General features: G+C 70.2%; 17 protein-coding genes. 2 read left to right on the top strand and 15 right to left on the bottom strand.

Going from position 1 to position 18166, the window contains the following annotated elements:
* Both ACIBJB_RS45985 and pyrR read right to left on the bottom strand, forming a co-directional pair.
* Complete coding sequence (locus tag ACIBJB_RS45985) at positions 1-996, bottom strand: aspartate carbamoyltransferase catalytic subunit (protein WP_398940130.1); 996 nt, start codon at positions 994-996, stop codon at positions 1-3.
* A gap of 86 nt (positions 997-1082) precedes the next feature.
* The gene (pyrR, locus tag ACIBJB_RS45980) at positions 1083-1655 is read right to left on the bottom strand and encodes a bifunctional pyr operon transcriptional regulator/uracil phosphoribosyltransferase PyrR (protein WP_057614157.1); all 573 of its coding nucleotides are present in this window, start codon (positions 1653-1655) and stop codon (positions 1083-1085) included.
* Positions 1656-1908: 253 nt separating this feature from the next.
* Here pyrR and bldD point away from each other — a divergent pair, with 253 nt between their 5' ends.
* A complete protein-coding gene (gene bldD / locus ACIBJB_RS45975; RefSeq protein WP_003956405.1) occupies positions 1909-2409 on the top strand; it encodes a transcriptional regulator BldD in 501 nt (166 codons plus the stop codon).
* Positions 2410-2738: 329 nt separating this feature from the next.
* Here the strand turns inward: bldD and nusB are convergent, their stop codons facing one another.
* The 13 genes from nusB to ACIBJB_RS45910 all read right to left on the bottom strand — a co-directional run bounded on the left by nusB (position 2739) and on the right by ACIBJB_RS45910 (position 15818).
* Positions 2739-3173 (bottom strand): transcription antitermination factor NusB, encoded by a 435-nt coding sequence (gene nusB, locus ACIBJB_RS45970; RefSeq protein WP_057614158.1) that lies wholly within the window; start codon positions 3171-3173, stop codon positions 2739-2741.
* Between the two features lie 2 nt (positions 3174-3175).
* The gene (gene efp / locus ACIBJB_RS45965) at positions 3176-3742 is read right to left on the bottom strand and encodes an elongation factor P (protein ID WP_057614159.1); all 567 of its coding nucleotides are present in this window, start codon (positions 3740-3742) and stop codon (positions 3176-3178) included.
* A 52-nt stretch (positions 3743-3794) separates the two neighbouring features.
* Positions 3795-4898, bottom strand: coding sequence for an aminopeptidase P family protein (locus tag ACIBJB_RS45960; RefSeq protein ID WP_398940129.1), 1104 nt, complete (start codon positions 4896-4898; stop codon positions 3795-3797).
* Between the two features lie 159 nt (positions 4899-5057).
* A complete protein-coding gene (locus ACIBJB_RS45955) occupies positions 5058-5936 on the bottom strand; it encodes a Pro-rich N-terminal domain-containing protein (RefSeq protein WP_398940128.1) in 879 nt (292 codons plus the stop codon).
* Positions 5937-6226: 290 nt separating this feature from the next.
* Complete coding sequence (gene aroB, locus ACIBJB_RS45950; RefSeq protein WP_398940127.1) at positions 6227-7318, bottom strand: 3-dehydroquinate synthase; 1092 nt, start codon at positions 7316-7318, stop codon at positions 6227-6229.
* Positions 7315-7830, bottom strand: a complete 516-nt coding sequence (locus tag ACIBJB_RS45945) for a shikimate kinase (protein WP_398940126.1) — start codon at positions 7828-7830, stop codon at positions 7315-7317. Before ACIBJB_RS45945 ends, aroB begins: the two co-directional genes overlap by 4 nt.
* A complete protein-coding gene (gene aroC, locus ACIBJB_RS45940) occupies positions 7827-9011 on the bottom strand; it encodes a chorismate synthase (protein WP_398940125.1) in 1185 nt (394 codons plus the stop codon). The genes ACIBJB_RS45945 and aroC overlap by 4 nt, the downstream gene beginning before the upstream one ends.
* Before the next feature lie 229 nt (positions 9012-9240).
* Positions 9241-10080 carry a shikimate dehydrogenase gene (locus ACIBJB_RS45935; RefSeq protein ID WP_398940124.1) on the bottom strand — a complete coding sequence of 280 codons (840 nt, stop codon included), beginning with the start codon at positions 10078-10080 and terminating at the stop codon, positions 9241-9243.
* Positions 10061-11797, bottom strand: a complete 1737-nt coding sequence (gene mltG, locus ACIBJB_RS45930; RefSeq protein WP_398940123.1) for an endolytic transglycosylase MltG — start codon at positions 11795-11797, stop codon at positions 10061-10063. Before mltG ends, ACIBJB_RS45935 begins: the two co-directional genes overlap by 20 nt.
* Positions 11798-11919: 122 nt before the next feature.
* Positions 11920-12384, bottom strand: a complete 465-nt coding sequence (gene ruvX, locus ACIBJB_RS45925) for a Holliday junction resolvase RuvX (protein ID WP_007380695.1) — start codon at positions 12382-12384, stop codon at positions 11920-11922.
* Complete coding sequence (alaS, locus tag ACIBJB_RS45920) at positions 12384-15056, bottom strand: alanine--tRNA ligase (RefSeq protein ID WP_398940122.1); 2673 nt, start codon at positions 15054-15056, stop codon at positions 12384-12386. The genes ruvX and alaS overlap by 1 nt, the downstream gene beginning before the upstream one ends.
* Positions 15056-15382 (bottom strand): hypothetical protein, encoded by a 327-nt coding sequence (locus ACIBJB_RS45915; protein ID WP_398940121.1) that lies wholly within the window; start codon positions 15380-15382, stop codon positions 15056-15058. Before ACIBJB_RS45915 ends, alaS begins: the two co-directional genes overlap by 1 nt.
* A 10-nt stretch (positions 15383-15392) precedes the next feature.
* Entirely contained in the window at positions 15393-15818 is a 426-nt protein-coding gene (locus ACIBJB_RS45910; RefSeq protein ID WP_307073923.1) for a DUF948 domain-containing protein, read from the bottom strand.
* Between the two features lie 160 nt (positions 15819-15978).
* Here ACIBJB_RS45910 and ACIBJB_RS45905 point away from each other — a divergent pair, with 160 nt between their 5' ends.
* Positions 15979-18141: an ATP-binding protein gene (locus ACIBJB_RS45905; protein ID WP_398940120.1), complete on the top strand. Its 2163-nt coding sequence runs from the start codon at positions 15979-15981 to the stop codon at positions 18139-18141.
* Positions 18142-18166 lie beyond the last annotated feature (25 nt).

Raw genomic sequence — 18166 nt, 5'->3', positions numbered from 1 at the left:
TTACTTCTCCTCGATACGGGTGGGGGAGACGGCGGGCACGTTCCTCGAGTCGAACACAGCGCCACCGAGCAGCAGATACAGGACGGCCATCCGGATGGAGACTCCGTTGGCGACCTGCTCGACGACGGTGCAGCGGTCGGAGTCGGCGACCTCGGCGGTGATCTCCATGCCGCGGACCATCGGGCCGGGGTGCATCACGATGGCGTGCTCCGGCATCCGCGCCATACGGTCGCCGTCCAGGCCGTAGCGCCGCGAGTACTCGCGCTCGGTCGGGAAGAAGGCGGCGTTCATCCGCTCGCGCTGCACACGCAGCATCATCACCGCGTCGGACTTGGCGAGGGTGCCGTCGAGGTCGTACGCGACCTCGCAGGGCCAGGTCTCCACGCCGACCGGCACCAGGGTGGGCGGAGCGACGAGGGTGACCTCGGCGCCGAGGGTGTGCAGCAGGTCGACGTTGGAGCGGGCGACCCGGCTGTGCAGGATGTCACCGACGATCGTGATGCGCTTGCCGGCGAGGTCCTGGCCGATCCCCGCGTCCCGGCCGACGAGCCGGCGCCGCATGGTGAACGCGTCCAGCAGGGCCTGGGTGGGGTGCTGGTGGGTACCGTCACCGGCGTTGATGACGGCCGCGTCGATCCATCCGGAGGTGGCGAGGCGATACGGCGCCCCCGAGGCGCCGTGGCGGATGACCACGGCGTCGACACCCATGGCCTCCAGGGTCTGGGCGGTGTCCTTGAGGGACTCGCCCTTGGACACGCTGGAGCCCTTGGCGGTGAAGTTGATGACGTCCGCCGAGAGACGCTTCTCGGCGGCTTCGAAGGAGATACGCGTGCGCGTGGAGTCCTCGAAGAAGAGATTGACGATCGTGCGGCCGCGCAGGGTCGGCAGCTTCTTGATCGGCCGGTCGGCGACCCGGGCCATCTCCTCGGCGGTGTCGAGGATCAGGACGGCGTCGTCGCGGGTGAGGTCGGCGGCCGAGATGAGATGACGCTGCATCTTTCAGGCTCCGTAAGGCAGTTCAGGATCGGGAGATTCCGGGCAGGCGAGGGCACACCGGAGGGGCGCACCCGGTCCGTCTGCCGCTAGGTCTGCTTCACACCGAGCAGCACGGTGTCGCGACCGTCCTCCTCGGCGAGCTGGACCTTGACCGTCTCCCGCAGCGACGTGGGGAGGTTCTTGCCGACGTAGTCGGCGCGGATGGGCAGTTCGCGGTGGCCTCTGTCGACGAGGACCGCGAGCTGCACCGCGCGGGGGCGCCCGATGTCGTTCAGGGCGTCCAGGGCGGCGCGGATGGTGCGGCCGGAGAAGAGCACGTCGTCGACGAGGACGACCAGACGGCCGTCGATGCCGTCACCGGGAATCTCGGTGCGGGCCAGCGCACGCGGCGGGTGCATGCGCAGATCGTCCCGGTACATGGTGATGTCGAGCGAACCGACCGGAATCCTGCGGTCGGTGATCTCCTCGAGCTTGACGGCGAGCCGCTGGGCGAGGAAGACGCCTCGGGTGGGGATGCCGAGGAGCACCACGTCGTCGGCGCCCTTGGCGCGTTCGACGATCTCGTGGGCGATACGGGTCAGCACGCGCGCGATGTCGGGGCCTTCGAGAACGGGCCGGGCATCGGACGCCTGGTGGTCGGAAGTGTCCTGCTTGTCCATACGAAACGGACCTCCTTCTCCGCCTCACGGGACGGACCTTAAAGGACGTCGGATTTGCGCCATCCACGGTACCAGGCCGGAACGACGTCCCTGATCACCCCCTTGGCCCAATCAGCCACCACTCTCACGGAAGAGTCGGTGTGGACCATTCGGCTTGACGCAGAAGAGTCACGCTGCGTAACCTCACAGTGAGTTACCAGACGCGCGGCTCGAAACCACTGCGGCCGCGTCGATCCAGTGTCCGGGGAGCTATATGTCCAGCGAATACGCCAAACAGCTCGGGGCCAAGCTCCGGGCCATCCGCACCCAGCAGGGCCTTTCCCTCCACGGTGTCGAGGAGAAGTCCCAGGGACGCTGGAAGGCGGTCGTGGTCGGTTCGTACGAGCGCGGCGACCGCGCGGTGACCGTGCAGCGTCTTGCCGAGTTGGCGGATTTCTACGGCGTTCCGGTGCAGGAGCTGCTGCCCGGCACCACTCCGGGCGGGGCCGCCGAGCCGCCGCCGAAGCTGGTCCTGGACCTGGAGCGGCTGGCCCACGTCCCGGCCGAGAAGGCCGGCCCCCTCCAGCGGTATGCGGCGACCATCCAGTCCCAGCGTGGTGACTACAACGGCAAGGTGCTCTCGATCCGCCAGGACGACCTGCGCACACTCGCCGTCATCTACGACCAGTCGCCCTCGGTCCTCACCGAGCAGCTGATCAGCTGGGGCGTGCTGGACGCGGACGCGCGTCGCGCGGTGTCCCACGAGGAGAGCTGAGCCGCTCCCAGCCTCAGCAGAAACGTGCCGCCGGGGTGGCCGGAACTTCACGGTTCCGGCCACCCCGACGGCTTTCTGCGCGCCTTGTGGGGCCTCCGCGTACACGGACGCCTGAGGGCCCGCAGCGGTCTCGCTGCGGGCCCTCAGGCGTTTTCGCGCCTCTTACGCGTCGTCTCGACGCGGTCCTGCCGCCTCGTCTCGACGCGGTCCTACCGCCTCGTCCCGACGCGGTCCCACCGCCTCGTCCCGACGCAGCCCTGCCGCCTCGTCCCGACGCAGCCCTGCCGCCTCGTCCCGACGCAGCCCTACCGCCTCGTCCCGACGCGGTCCTACGCCTCGTCCCGGCGCAGCGACGGCTTCAGGTCCTTGAGCCGGCCCAGCAGGCCGTTCACGAACGAGGGCGACTCGTCCGTGGAGAACTCCTTCGCCAGCTGCACCATCTCGTCGAGCACCACCGCGTCCGGGGTCTCGTCGGCCCAGATCAGCTCATGGGCGCCCAGACGCAGGATGTTGCGGTCGACGACCGGCATCCGGTCCAGCGTCCAGCCGACCGAGTACTGCGCGATCAGCTCGTCGATGCGCTTCGCGTGCTCCGCGTAGCCCTCGACCAGCTGCATCGTGTACTCGCTCACCGGCGGCTGCCGGGTGTCTTCCCGGGAAAGCCGGATCCAGTCCGCCAGGACCGTCAGGACGTCGACTCCGCGCTGGTCGCCCTCGAAGAGGATCTGGAAGGCGCGCTTGCGGGCCGTGTTGCGGGCAGCCACGGTTAGCTGTTCACCCGGCCGAGGTAGTCGCTCGTGCGGGTGTCGACCTTGATCTTCTCACCGGTGGTGATGAAGAGCGGGACCTGGATCTGGTGACCGGTCTCCAGGGTGGCGGGCTTGGTGCCGCCGGTGGAGCGGTCGCCCTGCAGGCCCGGCTCGGTCTCCTGGACGACGAGCTCGACGGCGGCCGGCAGCTCGACGAAGAGCACCTCGCCCTCGTGCTGCGCCACGGTGGCGGTGAAGCCCTCGATCAGGAAGTTGGCGGCGTCGCCGACCGCCTTGCGGTCGATCATCAGCTGGTCGTAGGTCTCCATGTCCATGAAGACGAAGTACTCGCCGTCCATGTACGAGAACTGCATGTCGCGCTTGTCGACAGTGGCCGTCTCGACCTTGACGCCGGCGTTGAACGTCTTGTCGACGACCTTGCCGGACAGCACGTTCTTGAGCTTGGTGCGCACGAATGCGGGGCCCTTGCCGGGCTTGACGTGCTGGAACTCGACGACGGACCAGAGCTGGCCGCCTTCGAGCTTGAGCACCAGGCCATTCTTGAGGTCGTTCGTGGAAGCCACGGTTGCGGAATCTCCTGGACTGACGTGGACGACCCCGGCGCACGCACCTTGCCTATAGTGCGAGCAGCTCCTTGGTCGTGATGGTGAGTAGCTCGGGTCCGCCGTCCGCCTCGGGGCGTACGACGAGCGTGTCATCGATCCGGACGCCGCCCCGTCCCGGGAGGTGGACCCCCGGTTCGACGGTGACCGGCACGCAAGCGTCCAGTTTACCCATGGCCGCGGGGGCCAACTGCGGGTCCTCGTCGATTTCCAGTCCCACACCGTGTCCGGTGAGGGTCGTGAGGCCCTCGTGGTGGCCCGCCGACTCCAGTACCTGACGGGCCGCACGGTCCACGTCGCGGTAGGCCGCACCGGGCGTCAGCGACTCGCGTCCGGCCCGCTGAGCGGCGAAGACGAGGTCGTACAGCTCGATCTGCCAGTCGGCGGGGGACGTACCGATGACGAAGGTACGGCCGATCTCGCAGCGGTATCCGCGATAGCTCGCGCCCAGGCAGACGGAGAGGAAATCGCCCTCCTCGACACGGCGGTCGGTGGGACGGTGGCCAGGGCGGCCGGCGTTCGGACCGGTACCCACGGACGTGGCGAAGGCCGGACCGTCGGCGCCGTGATCGACGAGACGGCGCTCCAGTTCGAGGGCGAGATGTCGCTCGGTGCGGCCGACGAGGATGGACTCCAGGAGTTCTCCCAGTGCCTGGTCGGCGATCTCTGCGCCGATACGCAGGCAGGAGATCTCCTCCTCGTCCTTGATGACGCGGAGCTGTTCGACCGCGCCTCCGAGGTCTGCGAGACGCAGCCGTGGGACGACCGAGCGGATGGCTCGGTGGCGGCCGACGGTGAGGTGGTGTTCCTCGACGGCGAGGGAGTCGGCGTCCTGCCCCGCCGCGAGGTCGGCCGCAGCGACGGCCGGGTCGCCGGCGGCGCCGGGGAGGGCGTGGATCCGAAGGGCCTCGTCGGGACGGCCGTCCATGCGGTCGTCCAGCGGACCGGGACAGAGCAGGACGTCCTCACTCGCGCCGAGCAGGAGGACGGCGCCGCGGGGGGCGGTGCCCGCGAGGTAGCGGACGTTGGCGGGGCGGGAGATCAGCGCGGTGGCGCTGCCGCTGGCCTGACAGCGGGCCCTGAGCTTCGTTCGGCGGGTGACGTACACCTCTGACATGACACGAGCGTAGGAGTCATGCGAGTGCGGCGCCGTTCGGGAGAGGCCGAGTGGGGGTTCGTTGTCGGCTGCGGGTCGGTGGGGGCTTGTCGCGCCCCACGGCGGAGCCGCTGATGGATGCGGCCCCGCGCCCCTGGGTGGGTCCAGATCCCCCCGCGACTACCAGCTCGGTGGGCTCGCGATCGACCGCGCCAGCACGTCGTCCAGGACCCTCGCCGTCTGGGCCACGTCCATCTGACTGTTGTCGATGATCGGCAGGCCCGAGCCGTACCACCCGGCCATCCGGCCGTGGATCCGGGCGACCTCTTCGTCGGTCAGGCGGCGGTTGCCCGAGCGTTCGGCGTTGCGCTCCAGGACGATCTCCAGGCCCGGCAGCAGCACCACCGGCAGCAGTCCCGGACCGACGTGCCGCTTCCAGCCGCCGAGGCCGACCACCGGACGGTCGGGGAAGACGGCGTCGTCGAGGATGCAGGAGATGCCGTTGGCCAGGAAGTTGCGCGCGGCGAAGCCGCAGGTGCGGCGGGCCAGGCGGTACTGGGCCTCGGAGTGGTCGTTCCAGCCGGACTGGGGGTCGGCGAAGCCCGAGCGGACCCACTCCCGCACGTCGTCGAGGCTGATGTGGGCGGTGGGGACCCTGCGGTGGTCGGCCCAGTACTTGGCGACGCTCGTCTTCCCGGCGCCCGCCGGGCCGATGAGCAGCACGGCGAGGGTGGTGCCCGTGGGATCGGGCACGGCGGCGGGCGGGGTGCTGGGGGCGCCCACGGGGGCACCGGGCGGCAGCGGCACATGGCCGGTGGTGTCCGGCACCGGCGCGGGTGAGTGCTGCGGTGCGGGCGGCACCGGAGAGTGCTGCGGCGTCGGCGGAACCGGGGCCGGGGTGAAACCGGGTGCCGGAGGCGGTGGGGGCACCGGGGCGGACCCCTGGTGCGCGCCCGGGTGATGCGGTCCCGGGTGGTGTGCGGCCGGCGACCAGCCGGCGGCGGGTCCGTGCCCCGGCTGATGGGGCGGCGGCAGCGGAGAACCCACTGCGTGCTGCATCCGGTGCCACTCCGTCTCGTCTTTTCGGCTTGCTCGCCCCCGGGGCGCTCGCGTCGGTGCCGGGAGCCCGACCGTGCTCGGCCCGGAGGCCTGTGCTCGCTCGTCCTCTCGTCTCCGACGCGCCCCTCCGGCTCACTCGCGGCAGGCTGATCGGCGCTGGTTACGGGGTGGTACATACCCCGCTCGTCACCGAACGGTACCGCCCCCGGCCCTCGTTTGGTGAAACGGCCGGGGGCGCCCCGAAGTGCCCCTGTGGCAAGGCGAATCAGGCGGAACGCCCGTCGCGGGACTTACTGGCCGACCTCGCCGTACGCGGCGAGCAGGACCGCCGGGTCCGGGCCCTCCAGGACCGTGGGCTTGCCCAGTCCGTCGAGGACGATGAACCGCAACAGGTTGCCGCGGGACTTCTTGTCGACCTTCATGGTCTCCAGCAACTTCGGCCACTGGTCGTAGCGGTAGTGCAGCGGCAGGCCGACCGATTCGAGGACGGTGCGGTGGCGGTCGGCCGTCACGTCGTCCAACCGGCCCGCCAGACGGCCCAGTTCGGCGGCGAAGTGCATGCCCACGGCGACCGCGGCGCCGTGCCGCCACTTGTACCGCTCGTTCTTCTCGATGGCGTGGGCGAGCGTGTGGCCGTAGTTGAGGATCTCCCTGAGGCCCGACTCCTTGAGGTCGGAGGAGACGACTTCGGCCTTGACCCGGATCGAGCGCTCGATGAGCTCGGCGGTGTGCGGGCCCGCCGGGGTGCGCGCGGCCTCGGGGTCGGACTCGATGAGCTCCAGGATCACCGGATCGGCGATGAAGCCCGCCTTGATGATCTCGGCGAGTCCGGAGACGTAGTCGTTGACCGGCAGGGAGTCCAGCGCGGCCAGGTCGCACAGGACGCCGGCGGGCGGGTGGAAGGCGCCGACGAGGTTCTTGCCCTCTGCGGTGTTGATGCCGGTCTTGCCGCCGACGGCCGCGTCGACCATGGCGAGCACGGTGGTCGGGATGGCGATCCAGCGCACTCCGCGCAGCCAGGTCGCGGCCACGAAACCGGCGAGGTCGGTGGTGGCGCCGCCGCCGACGCCGACCACGACGTCGGTGCGGGTGAAGCCGGACTGTCCGAGCGCCTTCCAGCAGTAGGCGGCGACCTCGGCGGTCTTGGCCTCCTCCGCGTTCGGGACCTGGATGGCGACGGCCTCGAACCCCTGTCCGGCGAGGTCGGCGCGCAGCGCGTCACCGGTGTCGGCGAGCGCCTCGGGGTGGATGATCGCCACCCGCTGCGCCTTCTCCCCGATCAACGCGCCGAGTTCACCCAGGAGTTGACGTCCCACCAGGACCTCGTACGGCTCGCTGCCCGCGGTGCCGCCGACCTGGATGCGCGTCACTGCCTCGCTCATGCTTCCTTCAACTCCAGTGCGTCCAGCGCGATTCGGGTGACTTCTTCGGGTGTACGGCCGTCCGTGGCGACCACCGTCGTGGCGATCGACTCGTACAGGTGGCGCCGGGCCTCCATCAGCTCCCGCCACTGCTTGCGCGGGTTGACCGCGAGCAGCGGACGCGCGGCGTTCAGGCCGGTGCGCTTGACCGCCTCCTCGACGTCCATCGAGAGGTACACCACCTGCTGTCCGGCCAGCAGCGCGCGGGTGTCCGCGTCCAGCACCGAGCCGCCACCGAGGGCGAGGACCCCGTCGTGCTCGGCGAGCGCCCGCCGCACGGCGGCCTTCTCGATCGCCCGGAAGGCCGGCTCGCCCTCGTCGACGAAGATCTCCGCGATCGTGCGGCCCTGCTCGGCGACAATGTCGTCGTCGGTGTCCCGGTAGCCGACACCGAGCCGCTCGGCCAGCAGCTGCCCGACGGTGGACTTGCCCACGCCCATCGGACCCACCAGCACCACCTGGGGACCGGTCATCGGATGGCCAGGTTCTCGAGGTAGGACCGCACGTTGCGGCGGGTCTCGGGCACGCTGTCGCCGCCGAACTTCTCCGCCACCGCGTCCGCCAGGACCAGGGCGACCATGGCCTCGGCGACGATGCCGGCGGCCGGGACCGCGGACACGTCGGAGCGCTGGTGGTGGGCCTGCGCGGCCTCGCCGGTGGTCACGTCGACGGTCTGCAGGGCGCGCGGCACGGTCGCGATCGGCTTCATCGCGGCCCGCACGCGCAGCAGCTCACCCGTGCTCAGTCCGCCCTCGGTGCCGCCCGAGCGACCGGAGACGCGCCGGATGCCCTCGGGCGAGTTCACGATCTCGTCGTGCGCCTTCGAGCCCGGCACCCGCGCCAGCTCGAAGCCGTCGCCGAGCTCGACACCCTTGATCGCCTGGATGCCCATCAGCGCACCCGCCAGGCGGGCGTCCAGCTTGCGGTCCCAGTGCACGTGCGAGCCGAGGCCCACCGGGACGCCGTACGCCAGGATCTCGACCACTCCGCCGAGGGTGTCGCCGTCCTTGTGGGCCTGGTCCACCTCGGCCACCATCGCCTTCGAGGTGTCAGCGTCCAGGCAGCGCAGCGGGTCGGCGTCCAGCTTCTCGACGTCGGCCGGGGTCGGGTAGACGCCCTGCGGGGCCTTCACGGAACACAGCTCCACGACATGGCTGACGATCTCGATGCCGGCCGTCTCCTTCAGGTACGACCGGGCCACCGCACCCAGCGCCACCCGGGCCGCCGTCTCCCGGGCCGAGGCCCGCTCCAGGATCGGCCGAGCCTCGTCGAAGCCGTACTTCTGCATACCCGCGAGGTCGGCGTGACCGGGCCGCGGCCGGGTCAGCGGGGCGTTGCGCGCGAGGCCCGCCAGGATCTCCGGGTCGATGGGGTCGGCCGACATGACCTGCTCCCACTTCGGCCACTCGGTGTTGCCCACCATGATCGCGACCGGGGAACCAAGGCTGAGGCCGTGCCGGACACCGCCGAGGAAGGTGACCTCGTCACGCTCGAACTTCATCCGGGCCCCGCGGCCATAGCCCAGCCGACGCCTCGCCAGGTGGTCCGCCACCATCTCCGTGGTGATCGGCACGCCGGCCGGAAGGCCCTCCAGCGTCGCGACGAGTGCGGGACCGTGGGACTCCCCCGCGGTCAGCCAGCGCAACCTGCTCAACGGTGCTCCTCAGTGCTCGCGCCCTGGTACTGCCCTGCTTACGCGCGTCCTCGCGTACGGCAACGGCGCGACCAGGTGCGCGGCCCCGGCCCGCCACCTCCGATCCTCCCACGTTCGGCGCCGGGAGCCGGTCACAGGTCCAGCAGACGGACGTGGACACACGTACCGCCCTCAGGCCAGGAGTACGGCACTCTCACAGGACCACCCATGCCGCACCTCACCGAAGAGCTCAGCGAGCCGCCACCGCATGCTCGCCCGCCTTGCGCATGGCCTCCACCGGCGCGGGCCCGATACCCGTCATCTGCTCGACCTGGAGCACCGCCTGGTGCACCAGCAGGTCGAGGCCGCTGACCACGGCCCCGCCGATCATCGACCAGCGGGCCGCCAGCTCGGTCGGCCACGGGTCGTAGAGCACGTCGAAGAGGGCCGCGGGGCGCTCCGGTACGGCGTGGGCGAGGGCGTCCGTCGCCCCGGCGGGGGTGGTCGCGATCACCAGAGGAGCGTCCAGGGCCTCGGCCGCGTCCGCCCAGTCCGCCGTGCGCATCTCGACGTCGAGACGCTCGGCCCACTGCCGCATCTCGGCGGCCCGGGCCTCGCTGCGCACATAGGCGACGACCTCACCGGTGCAGATCCGGGCCAGCGCGGCGAGCGCGGAGGAGGCGGTGGCGCCGGCGCCGAGGATCGCTGCCGAGTCGACCTGCTCGATGCCCCGCTCGCGCAGGGCGGCGACCATCCCCGGGATGTCGGTGTTGTCGCCGAGGCGGCGGCCGTCCTCGGTGAACACGACGGTGTTGACCGCCTCCACCGAGGCTGCCGTCTCACTGATCTCGTCGAGCAGCGGGATGACCGCCCGCTTGAGCGGCATGGTCACCGACAGCCCGGCCCACTCCGGCCCGAGCCGCCCGACGAACCCGGGCAGTGCGGCCTCGTCGAGCTCGAACCGGTCGTACGACCAGCCCGTGAGCCCCAGCTCCTCGTAGGCGGCCCGGTGCAGCACCGGCGAGAGGGAGTGGGCGATGGGCTTTCCGAGGACGGCGGCCCGGCGGGCGTCAGCTGCCCGTGCTTGCATCGAACTTGTCCTTGAGCCTCAGGAATTCAGCGTGGGTCTTGGCGAATTCGGTGGTCTTCAAGCCGTCGGTCGCGACGAAGTAGTACCACCCGTCGTCGGTCGGATTCAGCGCTGCCTTCAGTGCGACATCGCCCGGATTGTCGATCGGGCCGGGCGGCAGACCCTTGTTCGTGTACGTGTTGTACGGGTCCTTGTTGCTCTTGATCTCCGACTCGGAGATGCGGATGTCGCTCTCGTTCTTCAGGTAATTGAAGGTCGAGTCGAACTGGAGCAGGCCGTAGGTCTCGGGGTTGGCGAGGTTGAGCCGGTTGTAGACCACTTCCGCCATCTTGCGGTAGTCGTCCTCGGTCTTTCCCTCGGCCTGGACGAGGCTCGCGACCGTGATGACCTGCAGGGGGTTGTCCAGCTTGAGCGCCTTGGCCTTCGCCTCCAGGTCGTACTTGCCGTATACCTCGGCGGCCTGGGTGACCATGTCCTTCAGCACCGTCTCGGGCTTCATGCCCTTCGCCGCGGGATAGGTGCCCGGATAGAGGAAGCCCTCCAGCGGGTCCTTGATGTCCTCGTTGTCGTTCGCCCAGCTCGGCAGCCCGAGGCTCTTGTATTTCTTTTCGGCGATCTTCTTCGTGGTGCCGGAAGCAAGATCGAGTTTATCGTCGATCCTCTTGTAGACGGTGATGTTCCGCAGTCCCGGAGCGACCTGCACGTTGTTCTGGCTCTTCGGGTCGAGCATCATCACGACGGCGCTCTCGGCGGACATCTCCTTCTTCAGGAGATAGGCGCCGGCCTGGATCGTCTTCCCCTTGGGGTTCTGCTCCTGGGCGGACACGAAGGCGTCGACGCTCTTCACGACACCCGCGTCCTTCAGCAGCCGGCCGATCGCGTACCCGCCCGCGCCCTTGGGGACCTGGACGGTGACCATCTGGCTCGTCCCGTCCCCGGCATAGTCCGGGGCGGCGCCGAAACGATTTTGGTAGAACTGGTACCCGAAGTAGCCGATGGTTGCCGTGCCGCCGCCGAGGACGAGCAGGACCACCAGACAGGCGCATCCGCTCCTGCGCTTCTTGCCGCCCTTGCCGCCGCGCCGGTCGCCGCGGCCGCCTTTCGGGTCGTCGGAGTCGTCCTCGCTGTCGTCGTCGCCCGCGAAGAAGGCGTGTTCTCCTTGGTCCGGGCCCGGATCCCAGTCGATCTGCGGCTCCGGCTCGGCCCGTCGACGGCTCGGCGGCTCCGGCGGCGGGTACGCGTCCGGGCTGCCGTAGTAGTCCTGCTGCTCAGCGCCGTACGCGGCCGCCCGCTGTCCGTACGGGTCCGACGGATCGGCGGGGTACGGCACCTGCGCCTGTGTGCCGGTCGCCCAGCCGTTGCCGTTCTGGTCGTACGACTGCTGCGGCTGACCGTGGTACGCCTGCTGGTCGTACTGCTGCTGGTGTTGGTCGTACTGCTGCTGGTCGTACTGCTGCTGGTTGTACTGCTGGTGCTGGTCGTACTGGCCGTCGTGCTGCGGGTACTGCTGCGGCGCCTGACCATAGGCGGCCTGTTGGCCGTCGCCCCAGCCACCGTCGTCGTACTGCGGCTGCTGCTGCGGATAGTGCTGCGGCTGGCCGCCGTAAGGGGACTGCTGACCCGCGTGGGCCTGCTGCCCTTCCCATCCGCCGTCCCCGTACAACGGGTCCTCGGGATGCCACGGTTCGGAGCCTTCGCCCCGGCCATACTCAGTCATCGATCCCCTAGAGCCGCGAGGCGGCGGTCTCCTTCTCTCACCATCCGGCTACCGTTTCGCCTCTTTCTGTGCGGTGACTGTTCGAATGTCGCCGCATCGCGCGGAACGTTACCGTACCGCGATCAGATGACCACTTCGACGCCCTCGCCGGGTGCTTTACCTGACACCCGTTCGGATTCCAGCGCCTGCTGAAGAATGATCACGGCGGCTGCCTGGTCGATGACCGATCTGCCCTTTTTGGATTTCACTCCGGATGCGCGCAGTCCCTGACTGGCCGTCACGGTGGTCATCCGCTCGTCGACGAGCCTGACCGGGACGGGCGCGATCCCCCGGGCGAGCTCCTGGACGAAGCCGCGGACCTTGACCGCGGCCGGACCCTCACCCCCCTTGAGGGAGCGAGGGAGGCCGACGACGACCTCGATCGGTTCGTACTCCTCGACCAGCTGCTTCAGCCGACGATGAGCCGCCGGGACGTCCCGGCCCGGGACCGTCTCCACCGGAGTGGCGAGGATCCCGTCGGGGTCGCACGAGGCGACCCCGATGCGGGCGTCCCCGACGTCGATCGCGAGCCTGCGGCCTCGGCGCATTACTTGGCCGTCTCCCCGACCATGCGCTCCACGGCGTCCACGGCGTCACCGATCGCGGCCGGGTTCTGGCCACCGCCCTGGGCGACGTCCGGCTTGCCGCCACCGCCGCCGCCGAGGGTCTTGGCGGCGGTCCGGACCAGGTCACCGGCCTTGAGCCCGCGCTCACGGGCGGCCTCGTTGGTGGCGATGACGGTGAGCGGCTTGCCGTTGTTCACGGTGAAGAGGGCGACCACGGCGGCCCGGCCGCCCTGGATGCGCCCGCGCACGTCGAGGACCAGCTTGCGCAGGTCGTCGGGGGTCGTACCGTCCGGGACCTGACCGGTGACGACCGCGATCCCGCGGATGTCCTTGGCGGACTCGGCGAGCCCGGCGGCGGCCTGCAGGACCTTCTCCGCGCGGAACTTCTCGATCTCCTTCTCGGCGTCCTTCAGCTTGCCGAGCATGGCGGAGACCTTCTCCGGGAGTTCCTCCGGACGTCCCTTGATCAGCTCCTGGAGCTGGGCGACGACGGTGTGCTCGCGGGCGAGGAAGTTGTACGCGTCGACACCGACCAGCGCCTCGATACGGCGGACCCCGGAGCCGATGGACGACTCGCCGAGCAGCTTCACCAGGCCCAGCTGGGCGGTGTTGTGCACGTGGGTGCCGCCACACAGCTCCTTGGAGAAGTCGCCGATGGTGACCACGCGGACGCGCTCGCCGTACTTCTCGCCGAACTCGGCGATGGCGCCCTGCTTCTTGGCCTCGTCGATGCCCATGACGTCGGCACGGACGTCGAGCTCGCGGGCAAGCACTTCGTTGATCTTCTGCTCGACATCGGTCATCACGGCCGTCGGAACGGCGGACGGGGACCCGAAGTCGAAGCGGAAGCGGCCGGGCTGGTTCTCGGAACCGGCCTGGGCGGCCGTCGGTCCGAGCGCGTCCCGCAGGGCCTGGTGGGTGAGGTGGGTGGCCGAGTGGGCGCGCGCGATGGCCGTACGGCGGCGGCTGTCGATCGAGGCGTGGGCCTTGGCGCCGACGGTCACCTCACCGAACTGCACGACGCCCTTGTGGACGTAGACGCCCGGAACCGGCTTCTGGCAGTCGCGGACCTCGATGACGGCACCGGAGTCGACCTTGATCCTGCCGGTGTCGCCGATCTGGCCGCCGCCCTCGGCGTAGAACGGGGTGCGGTCCAGGACGATCTCGACCTCGTCGCCCTCGGTGGCGGCCGGCGAGGAGGCGCCGTCGACGAGGATGCCGACGATCGTGGACTCGCTCTCGGTGTCCGAGTAGCCGAGGAACTCGGTCTCGCCGGCCTGGTCGGCGATCGCACGGTAGGCGCCCGCGCCGACGTGACCGGTCTTCTTGCCCTGGGCGTCGGCCTTGGCGCGCTCCCGCTGCTCCTTCATCAGGCGGCGGAAGCCGTCCTCGTCCACGGACAGGCCCTGCTCGGCGGCCATCTCCAGGGTGAGGTCGATCGGGAAGCCCCAGGTGTCGTGGAGCAGGAACGCCTTGTCGCCGGCGAGGACCGTGCCGCCGGACTGCTTGGTCTCGGTGACGGCGGTGTCGAGGATGTTGGTGCCGGCCTTCAGCGTCTTGAGGAAGGCGTTCTCCTCGGCGACGGCGACCTTCTCGATGCGCTCGCGGTCGGTGACAAGCTCCGGGTACTGCTGGCCCATCATGGCGATCACGGTGTCGATCAGGTCGAGCACGACCGGGCCGGTGGCACCGAGCAGGCGCATGTTGCGGATGGCGCGGCGCATGATGCGGCGCAGCACGTAACCGCGGCCCTCGTTGCCGGGGGTGACACCGTCGCCGATGAGCATCACGGACGTGCGCATGTGGTCGGTGACCACGCGCAGCGAGACGTCCGAGTCGTGGGCGTCGCCGTAGGCCACGCCGGTCAGCTCGGTGGCCTTCTTGATGACGGCCATGGAGGTGTCGATCTCGTACATGTTCTGCACGCCCTGCAGGATCATCGCCAGGCGCTCGAGTCCGAGGCCGGTGTCGATGTTCTTGCTGGGGAGCTCGCCGAGGATCTCGAAATTGTCCTTGCCGATGCCCTCGCCGCGCTCGTACTGCATGAAGACGAGGTTCCAGATCTCCACGTACCGCTCGTCGTTGACGGCGGGGCCGCCCTCGACGCCGAACTCGGGGCCGCGGTCGTAGTTGATCTCGGAACAGGGGCCACAGGGTCCGGGGACGCCCATGGACCAGTAGTTGTCCTTCATGCCGAGGCGCTGGATGCGCTCCTTGGGCACGCCGATGATCTCGTGCCAGATGCGCTCGGCCTCGTCGTCGTCCTTGTAGACGGTGATCCAGAGCTTCTCCGGCTCCAGGCCGTAACCACCCTTGTCCTGGGGGCTGGTGAGCAGCTCCCAGGCGTACTTGATGGCGCCTTCCTTGAAGTAGTCGCCGAAGGAGAAGTTGCCGCACATCTGGAAGAACGTGCCGTGCCGGGTGGTCTTGCCGACCTCTTCGATGTCGGGCGTGCGCACGCACTTCTGCACGCTGGTGGCGCGCGACCACGGGGGCTTGACCTCACCGAGGAAGTACGGCTTGAAGGGCACCATGCCGGCGGGGACCAGGAGCAGAGTCGGGTCGTCCGCGATGAGCGACGCCGAAGGCACGACGGTGTGCCCGCGCTCCTCGTAGAAGCTCAGCCAGCGGCGGCGGATCTCGGCCGACTCCATCAGTGGTCCTCATTCCGGTTGTACGAATGCGTGGGGTACGTCGTGTTCTCGATGGCGGCGACGCGCCTGGGTGCGGGGAGTTCGGGGCTGTCGCGGATACCGAGGGCATCCGTCAGCTCGGCCTCCCGCTGGGCCATGTTGTACCGGACGTCGAGCGCGAAGCCGACCGCGCGGTCCCTGAGACGGGCACCCGTCTCGATCGCCTTGTTGGCCGCGGTCACGGCGAGGTTCTCGGGGGTCAGCTGCTTCAGCTTGCGATTCACCTTGGTGGTGGCCCAGACACCCGTGGCCACGCCCGTGGAGAACCAGAAAGTACGGCGGAACATCTCTTGAGCCTCAGTCCTTCTTCCCGCGGCCCCGGGAAACCGCCCGGCCCACGATCACGGTACGCCGGGGCGTCTTGGCGGGCACGTCGTCCTTGCGGCCGCTGATCGCGCGGCGCACGCCGTAGCCGAAGGCCGCGACCTTGACCAGGGGGCCGCCGAAGGTGGAGGCGACGGTGGTGGACAGCGCGGAGGCGTTCGACGTGACCTCCTGGACATCCGAGGCGATCGCGTCGACCCGCTCGATCTGGGTCTGCGCGGAACGCACCGCGGTGGAGGCGTCGGCCAGCAACGGGACGGCCTGGTCGGTCACGTCCGCCACGAGCTTGGTGGTCGCCTTGAGCGTCTGGGCCAGCCTCGCCAGCGCGACGGCGAGGAAGGAGACCAGGATCGCCCAGAAGACGGCCACCAGGATCCCGGCAACCTCTCCACCGGACACTGTGTGCACCCGCTCCCTGAAACGTGCTGTCTATGAAAAAAGTCTCCGCCGAGCCTATCGCGCCGGGGACGGCGCTCCGCACCGGATAACCCCTCACCCGCGCGCGGGCCGCCCATCGCGATTGCACGGAGCGAACACGCTTCAGTACGCTCCGTGTTCCATGCGTAGTCATCAGCCCGACGGCACCGAGGTGAACGGCAATCTCCCCCTGGAGCTCGACGGCTTCGTCGGCCGGCGCGCGGAACTCTCGGGGCTGGCACGGGCGCTCGACACCTCGCGGCTGGTGACGGTGACGGGCCCCGGCGGGATCGGCAAGTCCCGGCTCGCGTCGCGGGTGGCGGGCGGGCGGTGTGCGCCGCCCGACGGCGTGTGGCACGTCGAACTGGCCGCCGTACGCGATCCCGAGTTCATCGACTACGCCGTCGTGGAGACGCTGGGTCTGACGGACCACACCACGCGGCTGCCGCGTGAGACGCTCCTCGCACACCTCGCCGGGCGTCGGCTCCTGCTGGTCCTCGACGGTTTCGAGCATCTGGTGGACGCGTGCGCCGCTCTGGTGGCCGACCTGCTGGGACAGGTGCCGGGCCTGGCCGTCCTCGCTGTGGGACGCCGACCGCTGGCCGTGGCCGGCGAGCAGGTGTTCGCGCTGGGCCCGCTGAGCGAGGACGAGTCCGTGGAGCTGTTCCGCGAGCGGGCCGGACGGCAGGGGGTGACGACCGGCGACGATCCGCACGTACGGGAGTTGTGCCGGCGTCTGGACGGCATCCCGCTGGCGATCGAGCTGGCCGCGGGCCGGCTGGGAACGCTGTCCCCCGGGCAGTTGCTGGAGCGGCTCGACGACCGGTTCCGGCTGCTGACGGGCGGCGGCCGGGACGCCCTCCCCCGCCATCGGACACTGCGCACGGCGATCGGCTGGAGCCATGAACTGTGCACGCCCGAGGAGCGGTTGCTGTGGTCGCGGCTCTCGGTGTTCGCCGGGCAGTTCGATCTGGAGGCCGCCGAGTACGTGTGCAGCGGCGACGGTCTGCACTCCGACGACGTCCTCGACGTCCTGTCCGCGCTGCTCGCCCAGTCGGTGGTGGCCCGTGAGGAGACCGCGACCGGCGTGCGCTACCGCATGCTCGACACGGTTCGCGCGTACGGCGCCGAGTGGCTGGAGGCGACGGGCGACGCGGTCCGGATGCGCAGGCGACACCGCGACTGGTACGTGGGCCTGGCGACCTGGTGCGAGCTGGAGTGGTTCTCCCCGCGGCAGAACGAGGTGGCCGCACGGATCGAGGCCGAGCTGCCGAACCTGCGCAGCGCCCTGGAGTACTGCCTGACCGAGCCGGACGGGGCGGAGCTGGGCCGGCATCTCGCGGGCTCCCTCTGGTTCTGCTGGGTCGGCTGCGGCCGGCTGTCGGAGGGCCGGCACTGGCTGCAGCGCAGCGTCGAACTCGAGCCCGGCCATGAGCCCGCCCGACTGAAGGCCCTGTGGGTCCTCGGATATGTGGCGATCCTCCAGGGCGACACCCTGTCGGCGCTGGCGGCGCTCCAGGAGTGCCGGGAGGAGGCGGAGCGCTCCGCGAATCCGACGGCGGTGGCGTACGCCGAGCATCGCACCGGCTGTCTGGCGCTCGTCTCGGACGACATGCCCCGCGCGGAGCGGCTGCTGCGCTCGTCGCTTCAGCGCTACCAGGAGATCGGCGAACTCAACAGCAACGTGCTGATGGCGCAGGTCGAGCTGGCGATGGCCCGCGCCTTCCTGGGCGATCTGCCGGACGCGGTGCGGCTGTGCGAGGACGTGCGCCAGGTGTGCGAGGACCACGGAGAGCGGTGGGCCCGGTCGTACGCGCTGTACGTCCTGGCGTACGCGGCCTGGAGCGAGGGGGACGCGGCACGCGCGCGTGGGCTGCTCACCGACTGCCTGGCCTGCGCGCACGGCTTCCACGACCTGCTCGGCTCGGTCCTGTCCCTCGAGCTGCTCGCCCTGGTCACCGTGACCGAGGGCGATCCGGCCGAGGCCGCCGTGCTGCAGGGCGCGGCGGGCTCGCTGTGGCCGTCGGTGGGCCTGCCCCTGTTCGGTTCGGCCTACTACAACGCCCCGCACGAGCTGTGCGAGGCGACGGCCCGGGAGCGGCTGGGCGACGAACGGTACGAGGAGTGCGTACGACAGGGCCGGGCGCTCGGGCGGGACGCCGCGGTGTCCCGGGCGCTGGGCCGTGCCCGCCCGCTCGAGGGGCTGCCGGCGCCGCGGGGTTCCGTGCGGCACGCGCGAGTGACCCTCGACATGCAGCAGCCCGCCGCCTCGCCCACCCGGAAGGGCGGGGAGACGGCGGGCTGAAGTGGTGCGGGTGCTACGGCCTGCC

Origin of the sequence: Streptomyces sp. NPDC050759, assembly GCF_044456945.1 — a bacterium.
GTDB lineage: Bacteria > Actinomycetota > Actinomycetes > Streptomycetales > Streptomycetaceae > Streptomyces.
The sequence above is the reverse complement of the archived record's forward strand: the minus strand, read 5'-3'. Positions and strand labels throughout refer to the sequence as shown.